This window comes from Streptomyces sp. T028 (genome assembly GCF_048159505.1).
GTDB lineage: Bacteria > Actinomycetota > Actinomycetes > Streptomycetales > Streptomycetaceae > Streptomyces.
Genome location: NZ_JBLRVZ010000012.1, coordinates 431,422 through 448,229, shown reverse-complemented (window position 1 = coordinate 448,229; position 16,808 = coordinate 431,422). Strand labels below are relative to the sequence as shown.

13 protein-coding genes and 2 pseudogenes are annotated in these 16,808 nt (G+C 69.9%); 6 read left to right on the top strand and 9 right to left on the bottom strand.

Translation table 11 applies throughout. The features are described 5' to 3' along the window. Positions 1-79: 79 nt before the first annotated feature. From ACLZN2_RS14295 to ACLZN2_RS14275, 5 genes and pseudogenes are all read left to right on the top strand, one after another. Positions 80-553, top strand: a pseudogene (locus tag ACLZN2_RS14295) (tetratricopeptide repeat protein); the annotation flags it as partial. A 179-nt stretch (positions 554-732) separates the two neighbouring features. Next, a complete protein-coding gene (locus ACLZN2_RS14290) occupies positions 733-1,251 on the top strand; it encodes a tetratricopeptide repeat protein (protein ID WP_416978813.1) in 519 nt (172 codons plus the stop codon). 309 nt (positions 1,252-1,560) lie between these two features. After that, on the top strand, positions 1,561-2,070 hold the full coding sequence (locus ACLZN2_RS14285; RefSeq protein WP_416978812.1) for a hypothetical protein: 510 nt from the start codon (positions 1,561-1,563) through the stop codon (positions 2,068-2,070). Between the two features lie 47 nt (positions 2,071-2,117). After that, positions 2,118-4,625 (top strand): FxSxx-COOH system tetratricopeptide repeat protein, encoded by a 2,508-nt coding sequence (gene fxsT / locus ACLZN2_RS14280; RefSeq protein WP_416978811.1) that lies wholly within the window; start codon positions 2,118-2,120, stop codon positions 4,623-4,625. Positions 4,626-4,672: 47 nt separating this feature from the next. Then, positions 4,673-4,927 (top strand): annotated as a pseudogene (locus ACLZN2_RS14275) (recombinase family protein); the annotation flags it as partial. On the opposite strand, the gene ACLZN2_RS14270 reads toward ACLZN2_RS14275, so the two are convergent. From ACLZN2_RS14270 to ACLZN2_RS14260, 3 genes are all read right to left on the bottom strand, one after another. Continuing rightward, entirely contained in the window at positions 4,824-5,231 is a 408-nt protein-coding gene (locus ACLZN2_RS14270) for a glycosyltransferase (RefSeq protein WP_416978827.1), read from the bottom strand. The pseudogene ACLZN2_RS14275 and the gene ACLZN2_RS14270 sit on opposite strands and share 104 nt — an antisense overlap. A gap of 204 nt (positions 5,232-5,435) precedes the next feature. Next, on the bottom strand, positions 5,436-5,921 hold the full coding sequence (locus ACLZN2_RS14265) for a TrmO family methyltransferase domain-containing protein (protein WP_416978810.1): 486 nt from the start codon (positions 5,919-5,921) through the stop codon (positions 5,436-5,438). A 75-nt stretch (positions 5,922-5,996) separates the two neighbouring features. Beyond that, on the bottom strand, positions 5,997-7,385 hold the full coding sequence (locus ACLZN2_RS14260; protein WP_416978809.1) for a Tat pathway signal protein: 1,389 nt from the start codon (positions 7,383-7,385) through the stop codon (positions 5,997-5,999). A gap of 334 nt (positions 7,386-7,719) precedes the next feature. Here ACLZN2_RS14260 and ACLZN2_RS14255 point away from each other — a divergent pair, with 334 nt between their 5' ends. Continuing rightward, positions 7,720-8,883 (top strand): HAD-IA family hydrolase, encoded by a 1,164-nt coding sequence (locus ACLZN2_RS14255; RefSeq protein WP_416978808.1) that lies wholly within the window; start codon positions 7,720-7,722, stop codon positions 8,881-8,883. A 37-nt stretch (positions 8,884-8,920) separates the two neighbouring features. Here the strand turns inward: ACLZN2_RS14255 and ACLZN2_RS14250 are convergent, their stop codons facing one another. From ACLZN2_RS14250 to ACLZN2_RS14225, 6 genes are all read right to left on the bottom strand, one after another. Further along, on the bottom strand, positions 8,921-9,229 hold the full coding sequence (locus ACLZN2_RS14250) for a DUF6087 family protein (protein WP_416978807.1): 309 nt from the start codon (positions 9,227-9,229) through the stop codon (positions 8,921-8,923). A gap of 58 nt (positions 9,230-9,287) precedes the next feature. Then, entirely contained in the window at positions 9,288-9,902 is a 615-nt protein-coding gene (locus ACLZN2_RS14245) for a protein kinase domain-containing protein (RefSeq protein ID WP_416978806.1), read from the bottom strand. Between the two features lie 276 nt (positions 9,903-10,178). Next, on the bottom strand, positions 10,179-10,751 hold the full coding sequence (locus ACLZN2_RS14240; protein WP_416978805.1) for a Fic/DOC family protein: 573 nt from the start codon (positions 10,749-10,751) through the stop codon (positions 10,179-10,181). Next, positions 10,748-11,098: a type II toxin-antitoxin system Phd/YefM family antitoxin gene (locus tag ACLZN2_RS14235; protein WP_416978804.1), complete on the bottom strand. Its 351-nt coding sequence runs from the start codon at positions 11,096-11,098 to the stop codon at positions 10,748-10,750. Before ACLZN2_RS14235 ends, ACLZN2_RS14240 begins: the two co-directional genes overlap by 4 nt. A gap of 243 nt (positions 11,099-11,341) precedes the next feature. After that, positions 11,342-11,773 carry a hypothetical protein gene (locus ACLZN2_RS14230; protein ID WP_416978803.1) on the bottom strand — a complete coding sequence of 144 codons (432 nt, stop codon included), beginning with the start codon at positions 11,771-11,773 and terminating at the stop codon, positions 11,342-11,344. A 356-nt stretch (positions 11,774-12,129) separates the two neighbouring features. Continuing rightward, positions 12,130-16,806: a putative T7SS-secreted protein gene (locus tag ACLZN2_RS14225; protein ID WP_416978802.1), complete on the bottom strand. Its 4,677-nt coding sequence runs from the start codon at positions 16,804-16,806 to the stop codon at positions 12,130-12,132. Positions 16,807-16,808 lie beyond the last annotated feature (2 nt).

Sequence of the window (16,808 nt, the reverse complement as noted above, 5' to 3'; positions counted from 1 at the left end):
CTCCCTTGCGCGCTGGCGGGGTGAGGCGGGGGATGCGGCTGGGGCCGCCGGCGCTTTCGCCGAGCTGCTGGCCGACCAGGTGCGGGTGCTGGGCGAGGACCACCCCCACACCCTGGCCATCCGAAACAACCTCGCCTTCATACGGGGTCAGACGGGGGATGCGGCTGGGGCCGCCGATGCTTTCGCCGAGCTGCTGGCCGACCGAGTGCGAGTGCTGGGCAAGGACCACCCCGACACCCTCATCACCCGAAGCGGCCTTGCGCGCTGGCGGGGTGAGGCGGGGGATGCGGCTGGGGCCGCCGATGCTTTCGTCGAGCTGCTGGCCGACCGAGTGCGAGTGCTCGGCGAGGACCATCCCCACAGCTTGGCCACCCGCAGCGCCCTTGCGCGCTGGCGGGGTCTGGCGGGGGATGCGGCTGGGGCCGCCGATGCTTTCGTCGAGCTGCTGGCCGACCAGGTGCGGGTGCTGGGCAAGGACCACCCCGACACCCTGGCCACTCGGTACAACCTTGCCTCCATGCAGGGCCGGGCGGGGGATGCGGCTGGGGCCGCCGGCGCTTTCGCCGAGCTGCTGGCCGACCAGGTGCGGGTGTTCGGCGAGGACCACCCCGACACCCTGGCTGTCCGGGGCTCCCTTGCGCGCTGGCGGGGTGAGGCGGGNTGTAGGGCTGGCGGTCGCTCACGAGGAACACTCCAGCACGGCAGGACTCCCCGATCAGCCCCGATACGCCTGTGCCACACGTTCCAGCGACAACAAACGCGGCACTACGTCACATACCGCCCTCTTACACCCTGGCCGTCCGCAGCGCCCTTGCGCACTGGCGGGGTCTGGCGGGGGATGCGGCTGGGGCCGCCGGCGCTTTCGCCGAGCTGCTGGCCGACCAGGTGCGGGTGCTGGGCGAGGACCACCCCGACACCCTGGCTGTCCGGGGCTCCCTTGCGCGCTGGCGGGGTGAGGCGGGGGATGCGGCTGGGGCCGCCGGCGCTTTCGCCGAGCTGCTGGCCGACCAGGTGCGGGTGCTGGGCAAGGACCACCCCCACACCCTGGCCACCCGAAACAACCTCGCTTCCATATGGGGGCAGACGGGGGATGCGGCTGGGGCCGCCGATGCTTTCGCCGAACTGCTGGCCGACCAGGTGCGAGTGCTGGGCAAGGACCACTCCGACACCCTGGCCACTCGGTACAACCTTGCCTCCATGCAGGGCCGGGCGGGCGATGCGGCCGGGGCGCCGGGTAACGACCGTTCATGAAAAACGAAGGTCAGTACGGCGTTCCCGCAGACCGCGACTGTCACGCATGCCGTACGCGTCTGTGTCACGCGGAATCCCTTTCGCGGATCAAGGTCAACCGTATGCGTGGCCAGTGACGGAACCGTCAGCTCACCCGATTCCGCCCATTGGCGGGGGTCCGGCGTTGCCCGGGACGTGGTTAGGGTGCCGTACAAGCGGCCAGGGCGGGAACTCTTTGCGATTGCTGGGCGTGTTGGTAGTTGTGCGGTGTGTGATTGCCCGGTGTCGGGACGATGTCGGGCGGCCGATCTGTGCGGAGGGGGGAGGGACATGCTGGTCGAGGCGTTGACGGTGTTGACGGCGGCGGGTGGTGGCGCGGTGGTCCAGGCTGCAGGGACCGATGCGTGGAACGGGCTGCGCCGACGGGTCGCGGACCTCTTCGGCCGTGGCGACGCCGCGCGGCAACGCGCCGAGCTCGAACGCCTGGACCACACCGCGCGGGCGCTGGCCCCGGGCGCTTCGGCTGACATCACCACGGAACGTCTGCGGCAGGAGGGCCTGTGGCAGGGGCGGTTCGAGGCTCTGCTGGAGAGTCTCGATGCCGACTGGCGGGAGCGCGCGGCGGGGGAGCTGCGCGAACTGCTGGTGTTCGTCGCCGATTCGGTCGGCGATGCGGCCGTCGCGACGGGGAAGGCCGTCGCCCGCGACGGCGGAGTTGCGGTCACCGGCATCAAGCGCGCGGACGGTGGCCTGTCGGGCCCCGCGAAGGCGGTAGGCACCGGGGACGCCGAAGCCGACGGGCCGGGCTCCAGCGCCGTCAGCGGCATCGTCAGCGAATGAGCGCCCGGCACCGCCGCAACTGATCCGAAGGAATCCGGGGGAACGACATGGTGGGATGGCCGTGGCTCAGGGGCGGCTCCGGCAAGGGCGTTGCCGCGCGCGCGGAGATGGCCGCGGGCAGCGGCGGTGAGGGGCCTCGGGCTGCTGGCGACGCCCGGCCGCCTGCCGTGCCCGGCGCCGGGGGCACCTGGCAGGAGGTGTTCCACAGCGGGAACGCGACCGCCAGCAACGGAGGAACCGCTGTCAGCGGCATCTACAACGACAACTCATCGGTGAGCCTGCCGCCCGGGGCGCTACGGCCCCCCGCCGAGGTGGACGCCCCCGCGGGCCTGGACGACCTGCCGATACACCCGGGCCCGTTCGTCGGACGCGGCCACGAACTCGACCGCCTCGACGCCGCCTTGAGCACCCCCGGCGCGGCACTGGTACAGGCCGTGCACGGGCTCGGCGGGATCGGCAAGAGCACCCTGGCCGCCCACTGGGCCACCACCCGCCCCCACGGCCGCGCTCCCATCCGCTGGATCACCGCCGACAGCCCCGCCGGTGTCCAGCAGGGCCTGGCTGCCCTGGCCACCGCCCTGCAGCCCGCCCTGGCCAGGGCCCTGACCGCCGAGGCGCTCGCCGAATACGCATCGCAGTGGCTGGCCAGTCACACCGGCTGGCTGCTCGTCCTGGACAACGTCAACGACCCCGCCGACATCGCCCCCCTGATCGCCCGCGCCCCCAGCGGCCGTTTCCTGATCACCAGCCGGCTCGCCACCGCCTGGAACAACGCCACCACACTGGTCCGCCTCGACGTCCTCGACCCGGCCGAGTCCTTCGCCCTGCTCACCAGCACCGTCACCGCCGTCGGCCCCCGGGACCTTAACGGCGCCGCCGAGTTGTGCGCCGAACTCGGCCACCTCCCCCTGGCGATCGAACAGGCGGCCGCCTACCTCGCGCAGAACCCGCTCACCACCCCCCGCGCCTACCTCGACCTGCTCGACGAGTACCCGGCGGCGATGTACCGCCACGGCGCGGTCACCACCCCGGCCGAGCGCACCATCGCCCGGATCTGGAACATCACCCTGGACCGGATCGCCACACTCCAGCCTCAGGCCGCCGACCTGCTGCGCCTGCTGGCCTGGTACGCACCCGATCAGATTCCCGCCACCCTCCTGGATGGCCTCGCCGATCCGCCCGCACTGAACGCCGCGCTCGGCCTCCTCACCGCCTACAGCATGATCACCCCCGATCCCGCCACCAACACCCTGGCCGTCCACCGGCTCGTCCAAGCCCTTGCCCGCACCCCCGACCCCGACGACCCCCACCGCACCCCCCACCTCGTCGACCAGGCCCACGCCCACGCCACCACTCAACTGAACAGCGCCCTGCCCCCTGTCTGGGAAACCCCCGCCACCTGGCCCACCTGGCGCACCCTGGTCCCACACATCGACGCCCTCACCCACCACACACCCCAGGGCGCCATCGCCACCGCCGCCACCGCACAGATCCTCAGCGACACTGGGCTCTTCCTGAACAGCCAAGGCCTACCCGCTCGCACGCTCCGATACCTCCACCGCGCCCTCACTGCCACGGAACGGCTGATGGGCGACGACCACCCCAGCACCCTGGCCGCCCGCCACAACATCGCCTACGCCTACCGGACAGCGGGGGATCTGGGCCGAGCCACCCCCCTGTACGAACAAGTCCTCACCGACATGGAACGAGTGCTGGGCACAGCCCACCCCGATACCCTGACCATCCGTGACAACCTCGCCTACGCCTACCAGTGGGCAGGTGATCTTGGTCGGGCCATCCCCCTGTTCAAGCAGTCCCTCGCCGACACAGTGCGGATGCTCGGCGAGGACCACCCCGACACCCTGGGTTCTCGTAGCAACCTTGGCCTCGCCTACCTGGAGGAGGGGGATCTGGGCCGGGCCATCCCCCTGTTTGAGCAGACCCTCGCCGACATGGAACGAGTGCTGGACGCAGACCACCCCCGCACCCTTACCGTCCGTGACAACCTCGCCGGCGCCTACCGGGCAGCGGGTGATCCGGGCCGGGCCATCCCTCTGCAACAGCGGGTTCTGGATGACCGGGTGAGGGTGCTCGGCGAGGACCATCCCGACACGCTACTCTCTGGTAACAACCTTGGCGGCGCCTACCTGGAGGCGGGGGATCTGGGCCGGGCCATCCCCCTGTTCGAGCAGACCCTCGCCGACATGGAACGAGTGCTGGACGCAGACCACCCCCACACCCTGGGTTCCCGTAACAACCTCGCCGCCGCCTACCGGGCAGCGGGGGATCTGGGCCGGGCCATCCCGCTGTACGAGGAGACCCTCGCCAGCTGCGAGCAGGTGTTCGGCGAGGACCATCCCAAAACCCTGAGCACCCGCAACAACCTCGCCTACGCCTACCGGTCGGCAGGGGATCTGGGCCGGGCCATCCTGCTGTACGAAAGGACCCTGGCGGACATGGTGCGGATACTGGGCGAGGACCACCCCCACACAAGAGCCGTCCGAGGGAATCTCGCTCGTGCCGTCGCCGAACGCGGCGACGGCGAAACCGGGTAGCCCTGACCTCTGTGTCTGTCAAGCCCCGGGTTTCGTGGACAGTGAGCATGGATGTGGCACAGGCGGTCGGTGACCGCGCAGTGATCACGTCCCCGCAGGTCGGCTGGTCAAAGCTGGTGTCGCAACGATGTGTCAAAATCCGTGCTTCAGAGTCAAGTTGTGGGACGGTGGCCCGCATAGATCTCGCGTATTGCAGAGTCAGCACGACCGCACAGGAACTCGCTCGGCAAATCGACGCGATGCGCGCCGCCGGTGCCGCCGAGGGACACATCTACGTCGACAAGCGCACTGGCGCGAACATGGACCGCGAGGGCCCGCCGCGTCTGGGCGGCCCGCGACACGAGCCTGATCCGCTATCTGCTCACGCCTCTCGGGCGAGGGGAGGACCGGGGAGACTGCCGTGCGAAGCCCCTCGGCGGTGGCCGCCTGCTTGACCAGGGCGACGGTGGCCCCGGCCTGCTGGAGCCGGAAGGCGCTGTGCTCCTGCTCGTTGTCCGCCGATGTCGCCAAAGGGATTAGGACGGATGGTTTGCGGAGGGCAGTGAGTTCGGCGATCGTGCCCGCGCCGTCTGCGGGAGATGACGACGTCGGCGAGCGCGAGGACATCGGGGAGTTCCGGGCCGATGAAGTCGGTGACCAGGAAGCCTCTTCCGGAGGCCCTCCCCGAGCGCCGGGTCGTGATCATCATGTGCGGCTGCACGGTCCTCACTCCGGGCGTGGAACCGGTGCTCAGCCACGAGCACAAGCAGATTGAACGACGGCCGTACGAGGAGGGACTCGATGGGCTGCCAGCCCTCCACCGGCACTCGCTCACCGCTCGCGCGCATTCCTCCAGTACTCCCGCAGCATCTCGGTCGGCCACGAAGGCTGTGTGACAGGGCCGCGCGGGAGCATCTCCTTGAACACGGCCACGAAGTCGATGACCGGTGTGCCGTCGACGGCGTCGAGGTCCGTCACGTGGAGGTCGCGCCCGTCCACTCCGAGCAGGCGGGGGAACGACGTCGCGATCCGGGCGGGGCGACGGTGGTTGCGGTGTACGAACGTTCCGGTCGCCGGCCATTCCGGGTTGTTGCGAGGGCTGCGGGCATGCAGCGCGACGTCGCTGGGCGAGCCCTCGGAGAAGTACCAGGTGACCTGGAGATGTGAGAACTCCTCGATCCCCTGCAACGTGTCGAGGGGGTAGTCCGGGCGCATCCGGATGATGGATTCCACGCCGCCCTGGAAGTCGTCGCCGACCTTCAGATGGCCCCCGACAACCGTGGCGACGATCGGCACCTCGATGGACTGTGCGGTCACAACTGCCCCTTCTTCCCCTCCAGATGGGATGCCCGGTACGTGTCCGCACCGCACACCCCCATCGTCATGGCGCGGTCAGGCTACTCGCCTGAGCACGGCCTTGGCTCGTTCGTCGATCTCCGCCGCCGCGCTGATCCCACGGTTGCGATACGGGGAGAGAACCCGGCGCATGTTGATCACCGCCTCGCGGGCTCGACCGGAATGGACGCCGTTCATGGCGTCCAGGGCTTGTGCCCAAGTGCTGCACGCGGCCTCGACATTGCCCTGACTCGCCTGCGCAGCGCCCAGATACCCCAAGGTCACGACATGAGTGCGACCGAAGGCGTCGGTCTTCCTCGTGTGGACGCTGCGCCAGAACTCGTCCTGGGCCCCTTGGAGGTCGCCGAGAGCCCAGAGCGTCCGAGCCGTTTCGTGCGCCAGGCTGGCCTCGGAGAAGAACCAGACGCGGGCGGGCTCGTCATCCCCGGGCTTTGCCGCCGCGAGGTCGTCCTCAGCCCGGAGGAGGGCTGTACGCGCTTCTTGCCGCCGTCCAGCCGTGGCCAGGCTCCGCGCCTGCACGACGCCTAGCAAGGCTCGTTCGCGGGGAGTCGCCAGGGTGTACCGCTTGTGCTCGACGGAGGCCGTCGCGATGTCGACGGCTTCCTTGGGGTGCCCGAGGTCTGTTGCCTGGTGGGCCATGGCTCGCAGGACGTGGCCGGCCAGCGGTGCGTCCTCGGCCTCGGCCGCCAGCTTTACCGCCAGGGTGAAGTACCGCCGGGCGGCCTCGTGGTGCGACGCGTCGAAGCTCATCCAGCCGGCGACGTACACCAGCTCGGCAGCGGCGGCGAAGAGGCGGCAGCGCGTCTCGTCACTGGCGAAGACACCGCCGACGTACGTCGCGACGTCGTCGTAGATGTACTGGTAGAGGGCTGTCCGGCCGTCCACTCCGCCTTGGCGCTGGTCGCGCTTCGAGAAGAACTCGGTCATCTCCTTCACCGCGTTGATCTCTGCAGTCCCGATTCTCCGGCTCGTCGAAGCGGGGCGCGATCGGGCACGCTCGGGGGCCTCGTCCCACCACGTCTGTCCAGGCAGGGCGAGTCCGGTCACCGAGTAGGCCGTGCCGGCCAGCACTCGGCGTCGTTCCAGGTCCACGTTGCTTCTCCCCAGATCCACCAACGCGCTCACGGTATCGACGTGCCATTCGGATGCCGTGACCCCACCCGAGTTCCGCGGGGTGAGGCCGATCTCGGCGGGAGTGATAGGGCGTTGGAGCCGACGGGACAACGTCTCGCTCAAGATAAGGGGCGCCCGCCCAGAAGGCTCCGTACCCGCGATCCACATCGCGATGTGCGAGCGGCTGGTGCCGAGCAGCTCGTCGGCGCCGACCTCGGCCGCAACCCGTACGAGGGCAGCGGCGACCTTCGGCTGCGACCAGCCGGTTTCCGCGATCGCAGCGGCCAGTTTCTCGTTCCGCTCGCGCCTCATCGTGCGCCCCTGTCCACAAGATGATCTTTGACGGGTTTGACGGCATCGCCGACCGGTGGGGGATACCAACCCACCGTGATTCACGGTTCGCTCAAGGTCAACCAAACCACCAACGGGCTTTCCCCCGGGAGGAATTCGGTGAACGCAATCCAGACGTACGGCTCTGGAGACCGGATGCCGCCGGGCGGGCAGGGCCATGTCTCCGAGCCTGCCCAGGCCAGAGAAGGAGGTCCGAGAACGGCGGTCGACGCGCACCTCCGCAGCTTCGACGCCTCCACCGAGACCTGCCGCCGAGTCCCTGACGGACTCCGGCGGACACTGTGAGGAGGCCGAGATGATGCCCATCTGGAGCCTGGAGTCCGTCATCGAGTCCCCCGAGTACCGGGTGAACCTCACCATGGTCTCGGACGACAGGGCACCCGGGGCGGCACGGACCTTCACGCGGGAGACGCTGTCGGCCTGGGGGCTTGAAGACCTGATGGACCGCACGGTCCTGATCGTCAGCGAACTCACCACGAACGCCGAGCGCCACGGCGGTACGCCAGGCGGCACCGAGCGCCCCTCGGACGCGAACGGCCAGGTGGTGGCCAAGCACATCACGCTGACCCTCGCCGCCCAGAGCGGAATCGTGGGCATCGAGGTGGAGGACAACTCCCCCTTGCCGCCGGTCCCTCGCGCCAGTGGGCCGGACTCGCTGGACGGACGCGGTCTGCTGCTCGTCACGGCCGAGGCCGACGCGTGGACGGCTTGTCTCAACGAGGACGGCAGCGGCAAGCGGGTTCTCGCGGTCGTGAAACGCCGAGAGTCCGCCCCCTGCAGCCCGACCCCCACCGCACACCCCTTTCAGCCCCACTCGCTCGCCATGGAGGCGTTCGCCATGCCCGCTCAACACGCGCCCGTCGCCGCGCCCTTATCCCCGAGGAAGAAGACGGAAGACGTCGTGACGCAGCACGTGCTGCTCCTCGACCTGGACGGTGTCCTGGTCGATACGCGCCCCGTCATGCAGGAGGCGTGGCGTGCGGTCCAGCAGAGTCACGGTATCGACCTGCCGTTCGAGAGGTACGAGCAGCACCTGGGCCGTCCGTTCAACGACATCATGGAGCGGCTCGAGCTGGCCGACGCCGATCGGATCCACCAGACGTACACGGCGGCCTCGCAGGCTGCCTCCCCTCTGGCCCGACCGTTCGAAGGCGTAGAAGAGGTGCTCCATGCCTTCGCTGCCGCCGACTGGCGCCTCGGCGTCGTGACGTCCAAGCCTTTGGACAGAGCCGCTCCGCTCCTCGCCCAACTCGGCTGTCCCTTCGCCACGGTCCGTGCACCCGGCGGTCCGGGGAGGGGCAAGCCAGCCCCGGACCCGCTGCTGCTCGCCCTCGTTGACCTCGCGGCCGATCCGGCGTCCGCAACCTACGTGGGCGACATGGAAGTCGACCGTGAGGCCGCTCGCCGAGCCGGTGTCTCCTACGTACAGCCCGACTCGTCTGCCGCTAACGGCCCCTGACCAGCGAAAGAGCTGGTCAAGGGCTCTACGGCTCGGCTCAGTGCCCGGACTGTCGCGGTGCCTGAGGCTTCCGGTGCTTGCCTGTCCCCGGGCCAAGCTTCGGTGGCGGCTCCGAGGAAGGGGCGACCTCGGTGTTGGGGAACAGAACGCGCCTCGCCTCCGCGAGGTTCCCTGCAAGACCGTAGGGCTCCCACATGTGCCCGTTCCACCGCTGGATCGCCCGAGGTGCGTCAGGGTTCAGATGCGACCCCCGATGACCGTCGCCGCCGACGAGGGGTACGGCGCGAAGCTGTCCGATCCTCGTGTCACGGCGCTCGGCCCATTCGGACAGCGACTCATCGTCCATTCCTCGGAGGGTAGCGGCTCAGGCGAGCCGATGTTCCCAGCGCAGCGAAGGGCTCCGGTCAATCCAGTACAGGTGGGACGCGGTCGTCAGGCGGAGTCGAACAGTGTCGATACCCGGGGAACCGGCGTCCTGCCAGGCGGTGAGGGCGCGCTCGACATCGTCCCAGCCCTCCGACTGGATCCGCCACTACATGAGTGAGGTACTCGATCCCGTCATGGCTCTCTCCGACCGCGGCCACCGCACCGGAGGAGGCGGCAACGGCATGGTGACCGACCTTCAAGATGCCGCCAGGCGCAACCATGATGTTCTGCGGCCTCAGATCTCTGTGTACGAGGCCTGCCGCATGTACGGCAGACAGCCCGGCGGCGATCTGCGCGCCCGCGGCGGCGGCTGCCTTCACAGTGAGCGGACCATGCTCCGCCACGAGATCCGCCACAGTCGCCACGCCCGGCACGAGTTGCATGACGAGATACTGCGTCGCCTTCCACTCACCGGCGTCGTGCACGGTCGCGACGTGGGGATGGTCGACCCCGGCGAGAGCGGCGGCCTCACGCCGGAAGCGCCGGATGACGCGCTGTCGTTCATCGTCGGAGCCTAGGAGTTCCGGACGGATGAACTTGAGGGCGACCTGCCGCTTCAGGCGCAGATCGGTGCACTCCCACACTTCGCCCATCGCTCCGTGGCCGATCGGAGTGCACAACTCGTAGCGATCTGCGATGCGCTCTCCCCGAGACACCGGAGCCTCCCCAAGCTCGTACGTCCACGTGACATGACAGCGTGGAAGCGGTTGCTGACGATCCTGGGGCAGCTGAACGAGCTGTCGGTCGCGACGCGGAAGATGGCTCTGCCGTCAGGTCACGGGGTGGGCCGAGCATGGCCCGCGGACCCATTTCGGCCCAACACGCGCCAGGCGTCAGATGCCGTGTCTGCCGGTCGGGAGACGGGGGCGTCACCCCGTGGTGGCGATGAGCTCGTCGAGTAGCTGCTCCAACAGGCTGTTGTCGCCGAGAAAACTCTTCACCGAGGCGTCCTCATTGCGCTGGGGGTCCATACCTGACCAGCTCAGGTCGTATCCCGCGTCGGCGCTGAGCTGGGCCAGGAACGACCGCTGGGCACGGCCGTTGCCCTCGCGGAACGGGTGGAGGACGTTCATGTCGCCGTACAACGCGGCCAGTTGGATGACGAATTCCTGCCGGGGGAGATCCCGCAGACGGCCGGACGAGGCGAGGCGGCCGAAGACCTCTCCGGCGTAGGACGCCAGGTTTCTCGCCGGGCAGAACGGTGTGCGCTTGGCGATGTTCACGGTGCGTAACTCGCCTGCCCAGGGATAGATGTCGCCGAAGATCGCTGCGTGGAACGCCTGGAGATGACCGAGGTCGTATGCGCCGGGCAGGGGACGTTCGGCGAGCATCACGAGACGAGCCCGAGTGATGTCCGACTCCGCTGCCGCGAGCAACTGATGATCGGTGATGCCGAGCTTGTTGCGCAGCACGCCGTTGGGCATGGCGTACGGATCGTTCACCCTGCCCGCCGCTCCGAAGTCTGTCGGTGGCGGGCGATCGCGCGGGCGACAAGGGTGTCCGCGTCGAGGTCGCCCTTCACGTACGCCTCGGTGTCGCGATCGGAGGCCTCGGAGGCGCGGAGCCCCTCGGCCTCGATGGAGCCGGTGGCCGAGGCGACGGCCGCACGCCGTGCCGCTCGGCCGCTCAGTGCCTCGAAGGCCTCGACGGACAGGAGGACGCCCTGGGGCTTGCGATGGGCGCCGATCAGGACCGGGTCGGCATCCGCGCCGGACTCCGACAGGTCGGTCAGGATCCGTGAAAGTCTCGCGCGCGCGTCGCTGACGGTCACGACCTCAGGGATCTCCATGCCGTCTCCTTACCCAAATACAGCCCTTGATTCTGTACAGATTCTAGTACGGATTCCGGTGAGGTGACGTCCTGCCCGGCGCTCCCGGCGGGCCCACCGCCTGGCTGCTCGAGTACGACGTGCGCGCCACCTCCGCCCCCAGGATCGACGAGCAGCCGCTGCCGGCCGGGCTGGAGCTCGGCATGGACGAGCTCGCGGCCCTCGCCGTCCCCGGACGCCGCGCGGAACCGGAACGCTATGGTCTCAGGGCGCATGCCGTTCTTCCCAGGCCGCGCGTACGGCGGTCAGGAGTTCGGTGTCGTCGAGGTCGCCGGGTTCCGCCAGGTCAGGGTCGACCGAGTAGTCCTCGAGGATCATGAACACCCGGTCGAAGAGGGTGCCGAGTGCGCCCTCCACCCGTTCCCCGTTCGCCTGGGAAGCGCGTCGGGCCTCCCACCAGCCGTGCGCGAAGTCCGGTGCGCCGCACGTCCCGTCGGTGAACGCGCGCAGCAGCGCCACTTGCCGCGCCGCCGCACTGGTCGGGTCGACGTCGTCGGGGTGGGACCAGGCCCTGTGCTCGGGTGGGTATGCGGCTGCCACGGCCGACAGCGAGGGATGACGTTCCATGAGGGCGCGGGCATAACGGCCGAAGCGTGCGCGCGCCGTGTCGGTCCCCTCGCCGACCGCCGCGGCCATGAAAGCAGCGGTTCCCGCGATCAGTGCGTAGCCCGGTTCCGGAAAGAGGACGGCCCCGTGCAAGTCGGGGGTGCGAAGAAGGAAGGGTGGGTGGATACCCGTCCAGTCTCCGGGGACGGAAAGCGGGGATGTCGTACCGGTCGTCGCACCGGGGGTTTCGGCGAGGCTCGTGCCGAGGACGTGCGATGCCCCGACAGCACGGCAGCCGGCCCCGATCCGACGGGCCAGCGCCGCATCGATCTGTGGGCCCGCAGGCACCGGGGCCACCGATTTGTCTCGCAGCCAGGTCGCGGTGAAGGCGCCGTCCGTACCGAGTACGGCCCTCAGGTCCGATGACTTCTCGTGTTCTGGACCGGTCACCACAGAAACCCTTTGTCGATGATTCCCTGGAACTGTTGGTCGCCCAGTTTCCAGGCCGACCAGAATCTACCATCGGCGTGCAGCATGACCATTTTCTGGGACGTCGGATCGATGAACCCGACCGCCGGTCCCTGATTTCTGTAGTCGAAACGGTAGATCTTCGTTCCGTCCGCTGTCATGTGCTCATGCATGGCCTCTTCGAACCGCTGGAGGTTGGCCTTGTTCAGGTTGCCGGGATTGTCGAGGAAATCCCCCGCGTGAGCGTGGAACTTCTTGCTCATCACCTTCTGGCTGGAGAAGTCGGCCTTGTCCGCCCACCCGCCCCGAGCGCACGGGGCGAGCCCCAGGGGGTCCGTCCAGGAGTAGGGGTTGTCGACGTAGGCGGCGGGGTTGGGCGCAGGGCCGAGCCCGAGAGGGTCCGGGGAGGCGTAGCGGCCCGTGTCCGGGTCGTAGTGGCGGAAGTGGTTGTAGTGGAGGCCGGTCTCGGGGTCGTAGTACTGGCCGGGGAAGCGGAGCGGGGTGTAGGCGGTGCTGTCGCGGGCCCATGCGGTGGCGCCCCACAGGGTGGCCCGTGAGCGCCATGCGATGTCGCCGGTCTCGTCGATCAGCTCGGTGGGGGTGCCGATGAGGTCGGTGGTGATGGCGAAGAACCGGCGGTCGATCTCTTCCTGGCGGTCGTCGGCCATGAGGATGCGTTCGGTCTGGGCCAAGGGGACGTCGGCACGGTGGTCCCAGGTGAGGACGACCGTGCTACCGAGATCCGGCTGGTGGCTGGTCTGCTCGCACAGGATCGGGCCGTCCCAGGTGAAACGGACCTCCTCGACCACGCTCTCGCCGTCGTGGGACAGGCGCTGTTTGGCGGTGCGGCGGCCCAGCGGGTCGTAGCGGTACCTCCACCGCGTCCCGTCGGGGGTGGTCACGGAGGTGAGCCGGTCCTCCGTGTCCCACTCGTAGCGCCAGGTGTCGGGCTTGCGGGACAGACGGGTCTTCTGTCGCAGGGTGACACGGCCCAGGGCGTCGTGTTCGAAGCGGACGCCTCCGGCGCGGGTGATGGTGGTGCCGGTGTAGGCGCGTGGTCCGGTGGCCTCGCTGCCGGGGTGGTGGGACGGCCAGGCCGCGGAGGTCTGGTTGCCGGCGTCGTCGTAGGCGTACCGCTCCGTCCAGCCCTGGGCGTGGACGGCGGTGACACGGCCCGCCTGGTCGAGATCGAAGGTGCGGGTGCCCGACAACTGGTCGGAAACCGAGGTCGGATGACCGTCGGCGCGGTACGTGTAGGCGCGCGTGTTGACGGCGCGTGCTCCGGCGGTGATGTGCTGGCCGGTGAGCCGTCCGGCCTCGTCCCAGGCGGAGGTCATGGTGATCGCGTCGCCGAAGACGCGGGTGAGTTCGCGGCCGAGGGCGTCGTGGGTGAAGTCGACGTGGTGTCGGCCGGTGGTCAGGCGCCGGGGTTGTCCGTCGGCGCCGTAGGCGTAGGAGGTGACGTGACCGGTGGGGGTGGTGCGGCGCGTGCGGCGGCCCAGGGCGTCGTAGGCGTGGACGAGGGGACGGCCGTCCACCAGTTCGGTCTTGACGTTCCCCCGGCGGTCGTACTGGTACCGGAGTTCGCTGTCCGGGCCGACCGCTTCCAGCAGGCGTCCGGTCAGGTCGTAGGCGTAGGTCGTCACCCGGCCGTCGATGTCCTTGCGGATCACCTGGCCGAGCCGGTCCCGCTCGAACGAGACGGTTCCGCCGAGCGCGTCGACGCGGGCGGCGAGCTGCCCGGCGGCGTCGTAGCGGTAGGTGAGGGTGCGGCCGTCGAAGTCGGTCTCGGAGACGACGTTGCCGGCGGCGTCGTACTCGTAGGTCCAGGTCAGCCCTTGCGGGTTGGTGACGCGGGTGAGGCGCAGGGCGGCGTCGTGCTGGAACTCGTAGCGGGCGCCGTCGGGGCGGGTGTGGGCGGACGGCAGGTCGAAGTGGGTGTACTCGAAGCGGGAGGTGCCACCGGACGCGTCGGTGTGGGTGAGGCGGTTGGCCTCGCCGTCGTAGGTCCATGACTCCGTGGCGCCGTCGGGGCCGGTGCGCCGGGAGAGCTGACCGTCGGCGTGCCACTGAAGGCGGGTGGCGCCGCCCGCGGGATCGGTGACGCGGACCGGTCGGCCCAGGGCGTCGCGCTCCGTGCGCACGGTGGAGCCCGCCGGGTCGGTCACCTCCACGGGCAGCCCCGCCGCGTCGCACACCACGCGGGTGGTGCCGCCGAGTGCGTCGGTGACCGAGGTGAGCCGCCCGGCCCGGTCGTAGGTGTGGCGGGTGGTGGCGCCGCCCTCGTCGGTGACCGAGACGCGGTTGCCGCGTTCGTCGAACTCCTGGGTCCTGCGGGAGCCGTCCGGGCCCACGATCTCCACCGGCAGGCCGAACGGGCCGCGCACGGTGCGCAGTTCGCTTCCGTCGGGACGGGTGACCGTGACAAGCCGGCCCGCCTCGTCGTAGGAGAACGCGGTGGTGAGGCCCAGCGGGTCGGTGCGGGTCAGGAGGTTGCCGTGCGGGTCGTAGGTGAACCGGGTGGTGTGGCCGAGCGGGTCGGTGGTGGCCAGTACGTGGCAGCCGGGGCCGATCAGGTACCGGGTGGCCCGGCCGTCGGCGGTTGCCAGGACCGTCGTCCGGTGGCCCGTCTCCGGGTCGGGTTCGGTGTACGTCAGGGTGAGCTGGACGTGGCCGGCCTCGCCGCCCTCCGCCACGACACGGTCGCGGTCGTCGTAGACGTAGTCGTAGCGGCTCGCGTTGGAGTCGATCCAGGCGGTGACGCGGCGGCGGTCGTCGTAGACGAAGGTGGTGGTGGCGCCCGACGGCTTGGTGACCGTGGTGAGGTTGCCGTCCTGGTAGCCGTAGCTCATCAGGGGCAGGTCCGTGCCGCTTTCGCCCGCACCGGCCAGGGACAGGGCGGTGACCAGGCCGTCGGCGACGGACAGCTTCACCCGGTGGCCCGCCGAGTGGACGAGGGCCAGCGGCAGGCCGTCCTCGGTGCGGTCCACGGTGATGGTGTGGCCGTTGCGGTCGGTGATGGCGGACAGCCAGGCCTCGCCGTCGCCTCCCGGTTCGCTGCCGGACGGGGCGGTGAAGTGGCAGGTCAGGCCGCTGTCGGGATCGGTGACCGTGTAGTCGCCGTCGGCGTCGCGGGCCAGCAGGGTGCGGGCCCTGCCCGTGTCCGGCGTGGTGGGCGCGCCGGGGACCGGGTGCGGGTACGGGATCAGGAGCCCGTCGGCGGTGACGTGGACGACGCCGACGGCGTCGATCTGCAGACGCTCGTCGACGGTGGAGGTCCAGGCGGGCCCCAGGAAGCGGCCGACCGCGCAACCGGACTCGGTGCGGCGGGCGAAGACCAGCGGCAGGATGCCGGGGATCTCCACGTCGGTCTGGGGCAGGTACATCCGGCCCGTGGCCAGGTCCACCGGGTCCGTGCCGTCGGCGGGGCGCTCGCCGTCCGGCCGGTTGTGGGTGCCGTCCGGCGCGTCGTCGAGCAGTCGGCGCGCCTTCGCGAGGTCGGACGCCTCCTCGGCGATGCGTACGCCCTTCACCGCGGCGCCGCCTCCGCCGGTGGCCACGGTCAGCGCGATGTCGGGAAGCAACCGGCCGAACCCCTCCGCCGGGTCCTTCATGAAGTCGCCGACCAGCTGCCTGCCCGTGCCCACCGGGTCGTTGGCGGCCACCACCAGCCCCGCGGCCAGGCTGTTGAGGGACATGGCGTACTCGGCCGGGTGGGTGAGGTTGTACGGGTCCATGGGGTTGACCGAGCGGACGAAGTTGAGGATGCCGGCCGTGCCCTTGACGAGGCCGCCGCCGACGTGGTCGCCCATGATCTGGAATTCCTGGAGGCCGTCGCCCACCTGCTCGGCGTAGGACGGTTTGGGAGGGGCCAGGTCGCGGGCGGCGCGGAGTGCAGTGCGCGCGGTCTCCGCTGCCGAGTTCCGCTGCTTGCGGGCATCGGCCAGCAGGTCCTGGGCATCCTGCATCAACGTCTTGCCCGGGTCGTCGAACGTCGCCGCCGGCCTGGGAGGGAGCGAGGCCGGGTCGCGCTTGTCCGCGGGCTGGGCGTTGTAGCGGTCGACCGCGCTGTTGTAGTCGTCGACCTTCTTGCGGTGGGCGTCGGCGGCGTCCTCGGAGGCTTTGGTGCCCTCCTTCCACTTGTCGATCGCCGTCTGTGCCTGCCCCTGCGCCCAGGTGATCGTGCCGGCGAACGCCTCCAGCGCGGCGGCCGCCTTCTCGCACGCGTCGGCACCGGTGAACCACTTGGGCGGCTGGGTGCCCACGGCGGTGCGCAGCGCCTCGGCCGTCTCGCCCTTGAGCTGGGAGGAGTCCAGGCCCTTGAGACCGTCGCCGGTGGTGTCGAAGGCCGTCTGGAAGGCCCGGAGTTTCGTGGCGGTGGCGTCAAGCTTGCCCGGGCTGCCGTAGATCAGCTTGGTCTTGTCCTCGGTCTGCCCGAGGTCCAGCTCGTCGACCTCGGCGCCCATCCTGTTGGCGACCGAACGGGACTGCTCGCGCACCCAGTCGGCACCGGACTCCCAGCCGACGTCGTTCAGCCGGTCGGCGGTCCAGTTTCCGGCGTCCTCGACCCGGTTGCCGGCCCACTCGACTCCGTCCTCGACCGCGTTCTCGACCGAGTCGGGCGTGATGTCACTGATGAAGTCGCCGATACCCACGG

Coding starts and splice junctions, on each gene's coding strand:
- fxsT (WP_416978811.1), top strand. CDS start 2,118: ATGGTGGGATGGCCGTGGCTCAGGGGCGGCTCCGGCAAGGGCGTTGCC.
- ACLZN2_RS14245 (WP_416978806.1), bottom strand. CDS start 9,902: ATGGGCGAAGTGTGGGAGTGCACCGATCTGCGCCTGAAGCGGCAGGTC.
- ACLZN2_RS14270 (WP_416978827.1), bottom strand. CDS start 5,231: ATGTCCTCGCGCTCGCCGACGTCGTCATCTCCCGCAGACGGCGCGGGC.
- ACLZN2_RS14235 (WP_416978804.1), bottom strand. CDS start 11,098: ATGGAGATCCCTGAGGTCGTGACCGTCAGCGACGCGCGCGCGAGACTT.
- ACLZN2_RS14285 (WP_416978812.1), top strand. CDS start 1,561: ATGCTGGTCGAGGCGTTGACGGTGTTGACGGCGGCGGGTGGTGGCGCG.
- ACLZN2_RS14250 (WP_416978807.1), bottom strand. CDS start 9,229: ATGGACGATGAGTCGCTGTCCGAATGGGCCGAGCGCCGTGACACGAGG.
- ACLZN2_RS14260 (WP_416978809.1), bottom strand. CDS start 7,385: ATGAGGCGCGAGCGGAACGAGAAACTGGCCGCTGCGATCGCGGAAACC.
- ACLZN2_RS14230 (WP_416978803.1), bottom strand. CDS start 11,773: ATGGCCGCGGCGGTCGGCGAGGGGACCGACACGGCGCGCGCACGCTTC.
- ACLZN2_RS14255 (WP_416978808.1), top strand. CDS start 7,720: ATGATGCCCATCTGGAGCCTGGAGTCCGTCATCGAGTCCCCCGAGTAC.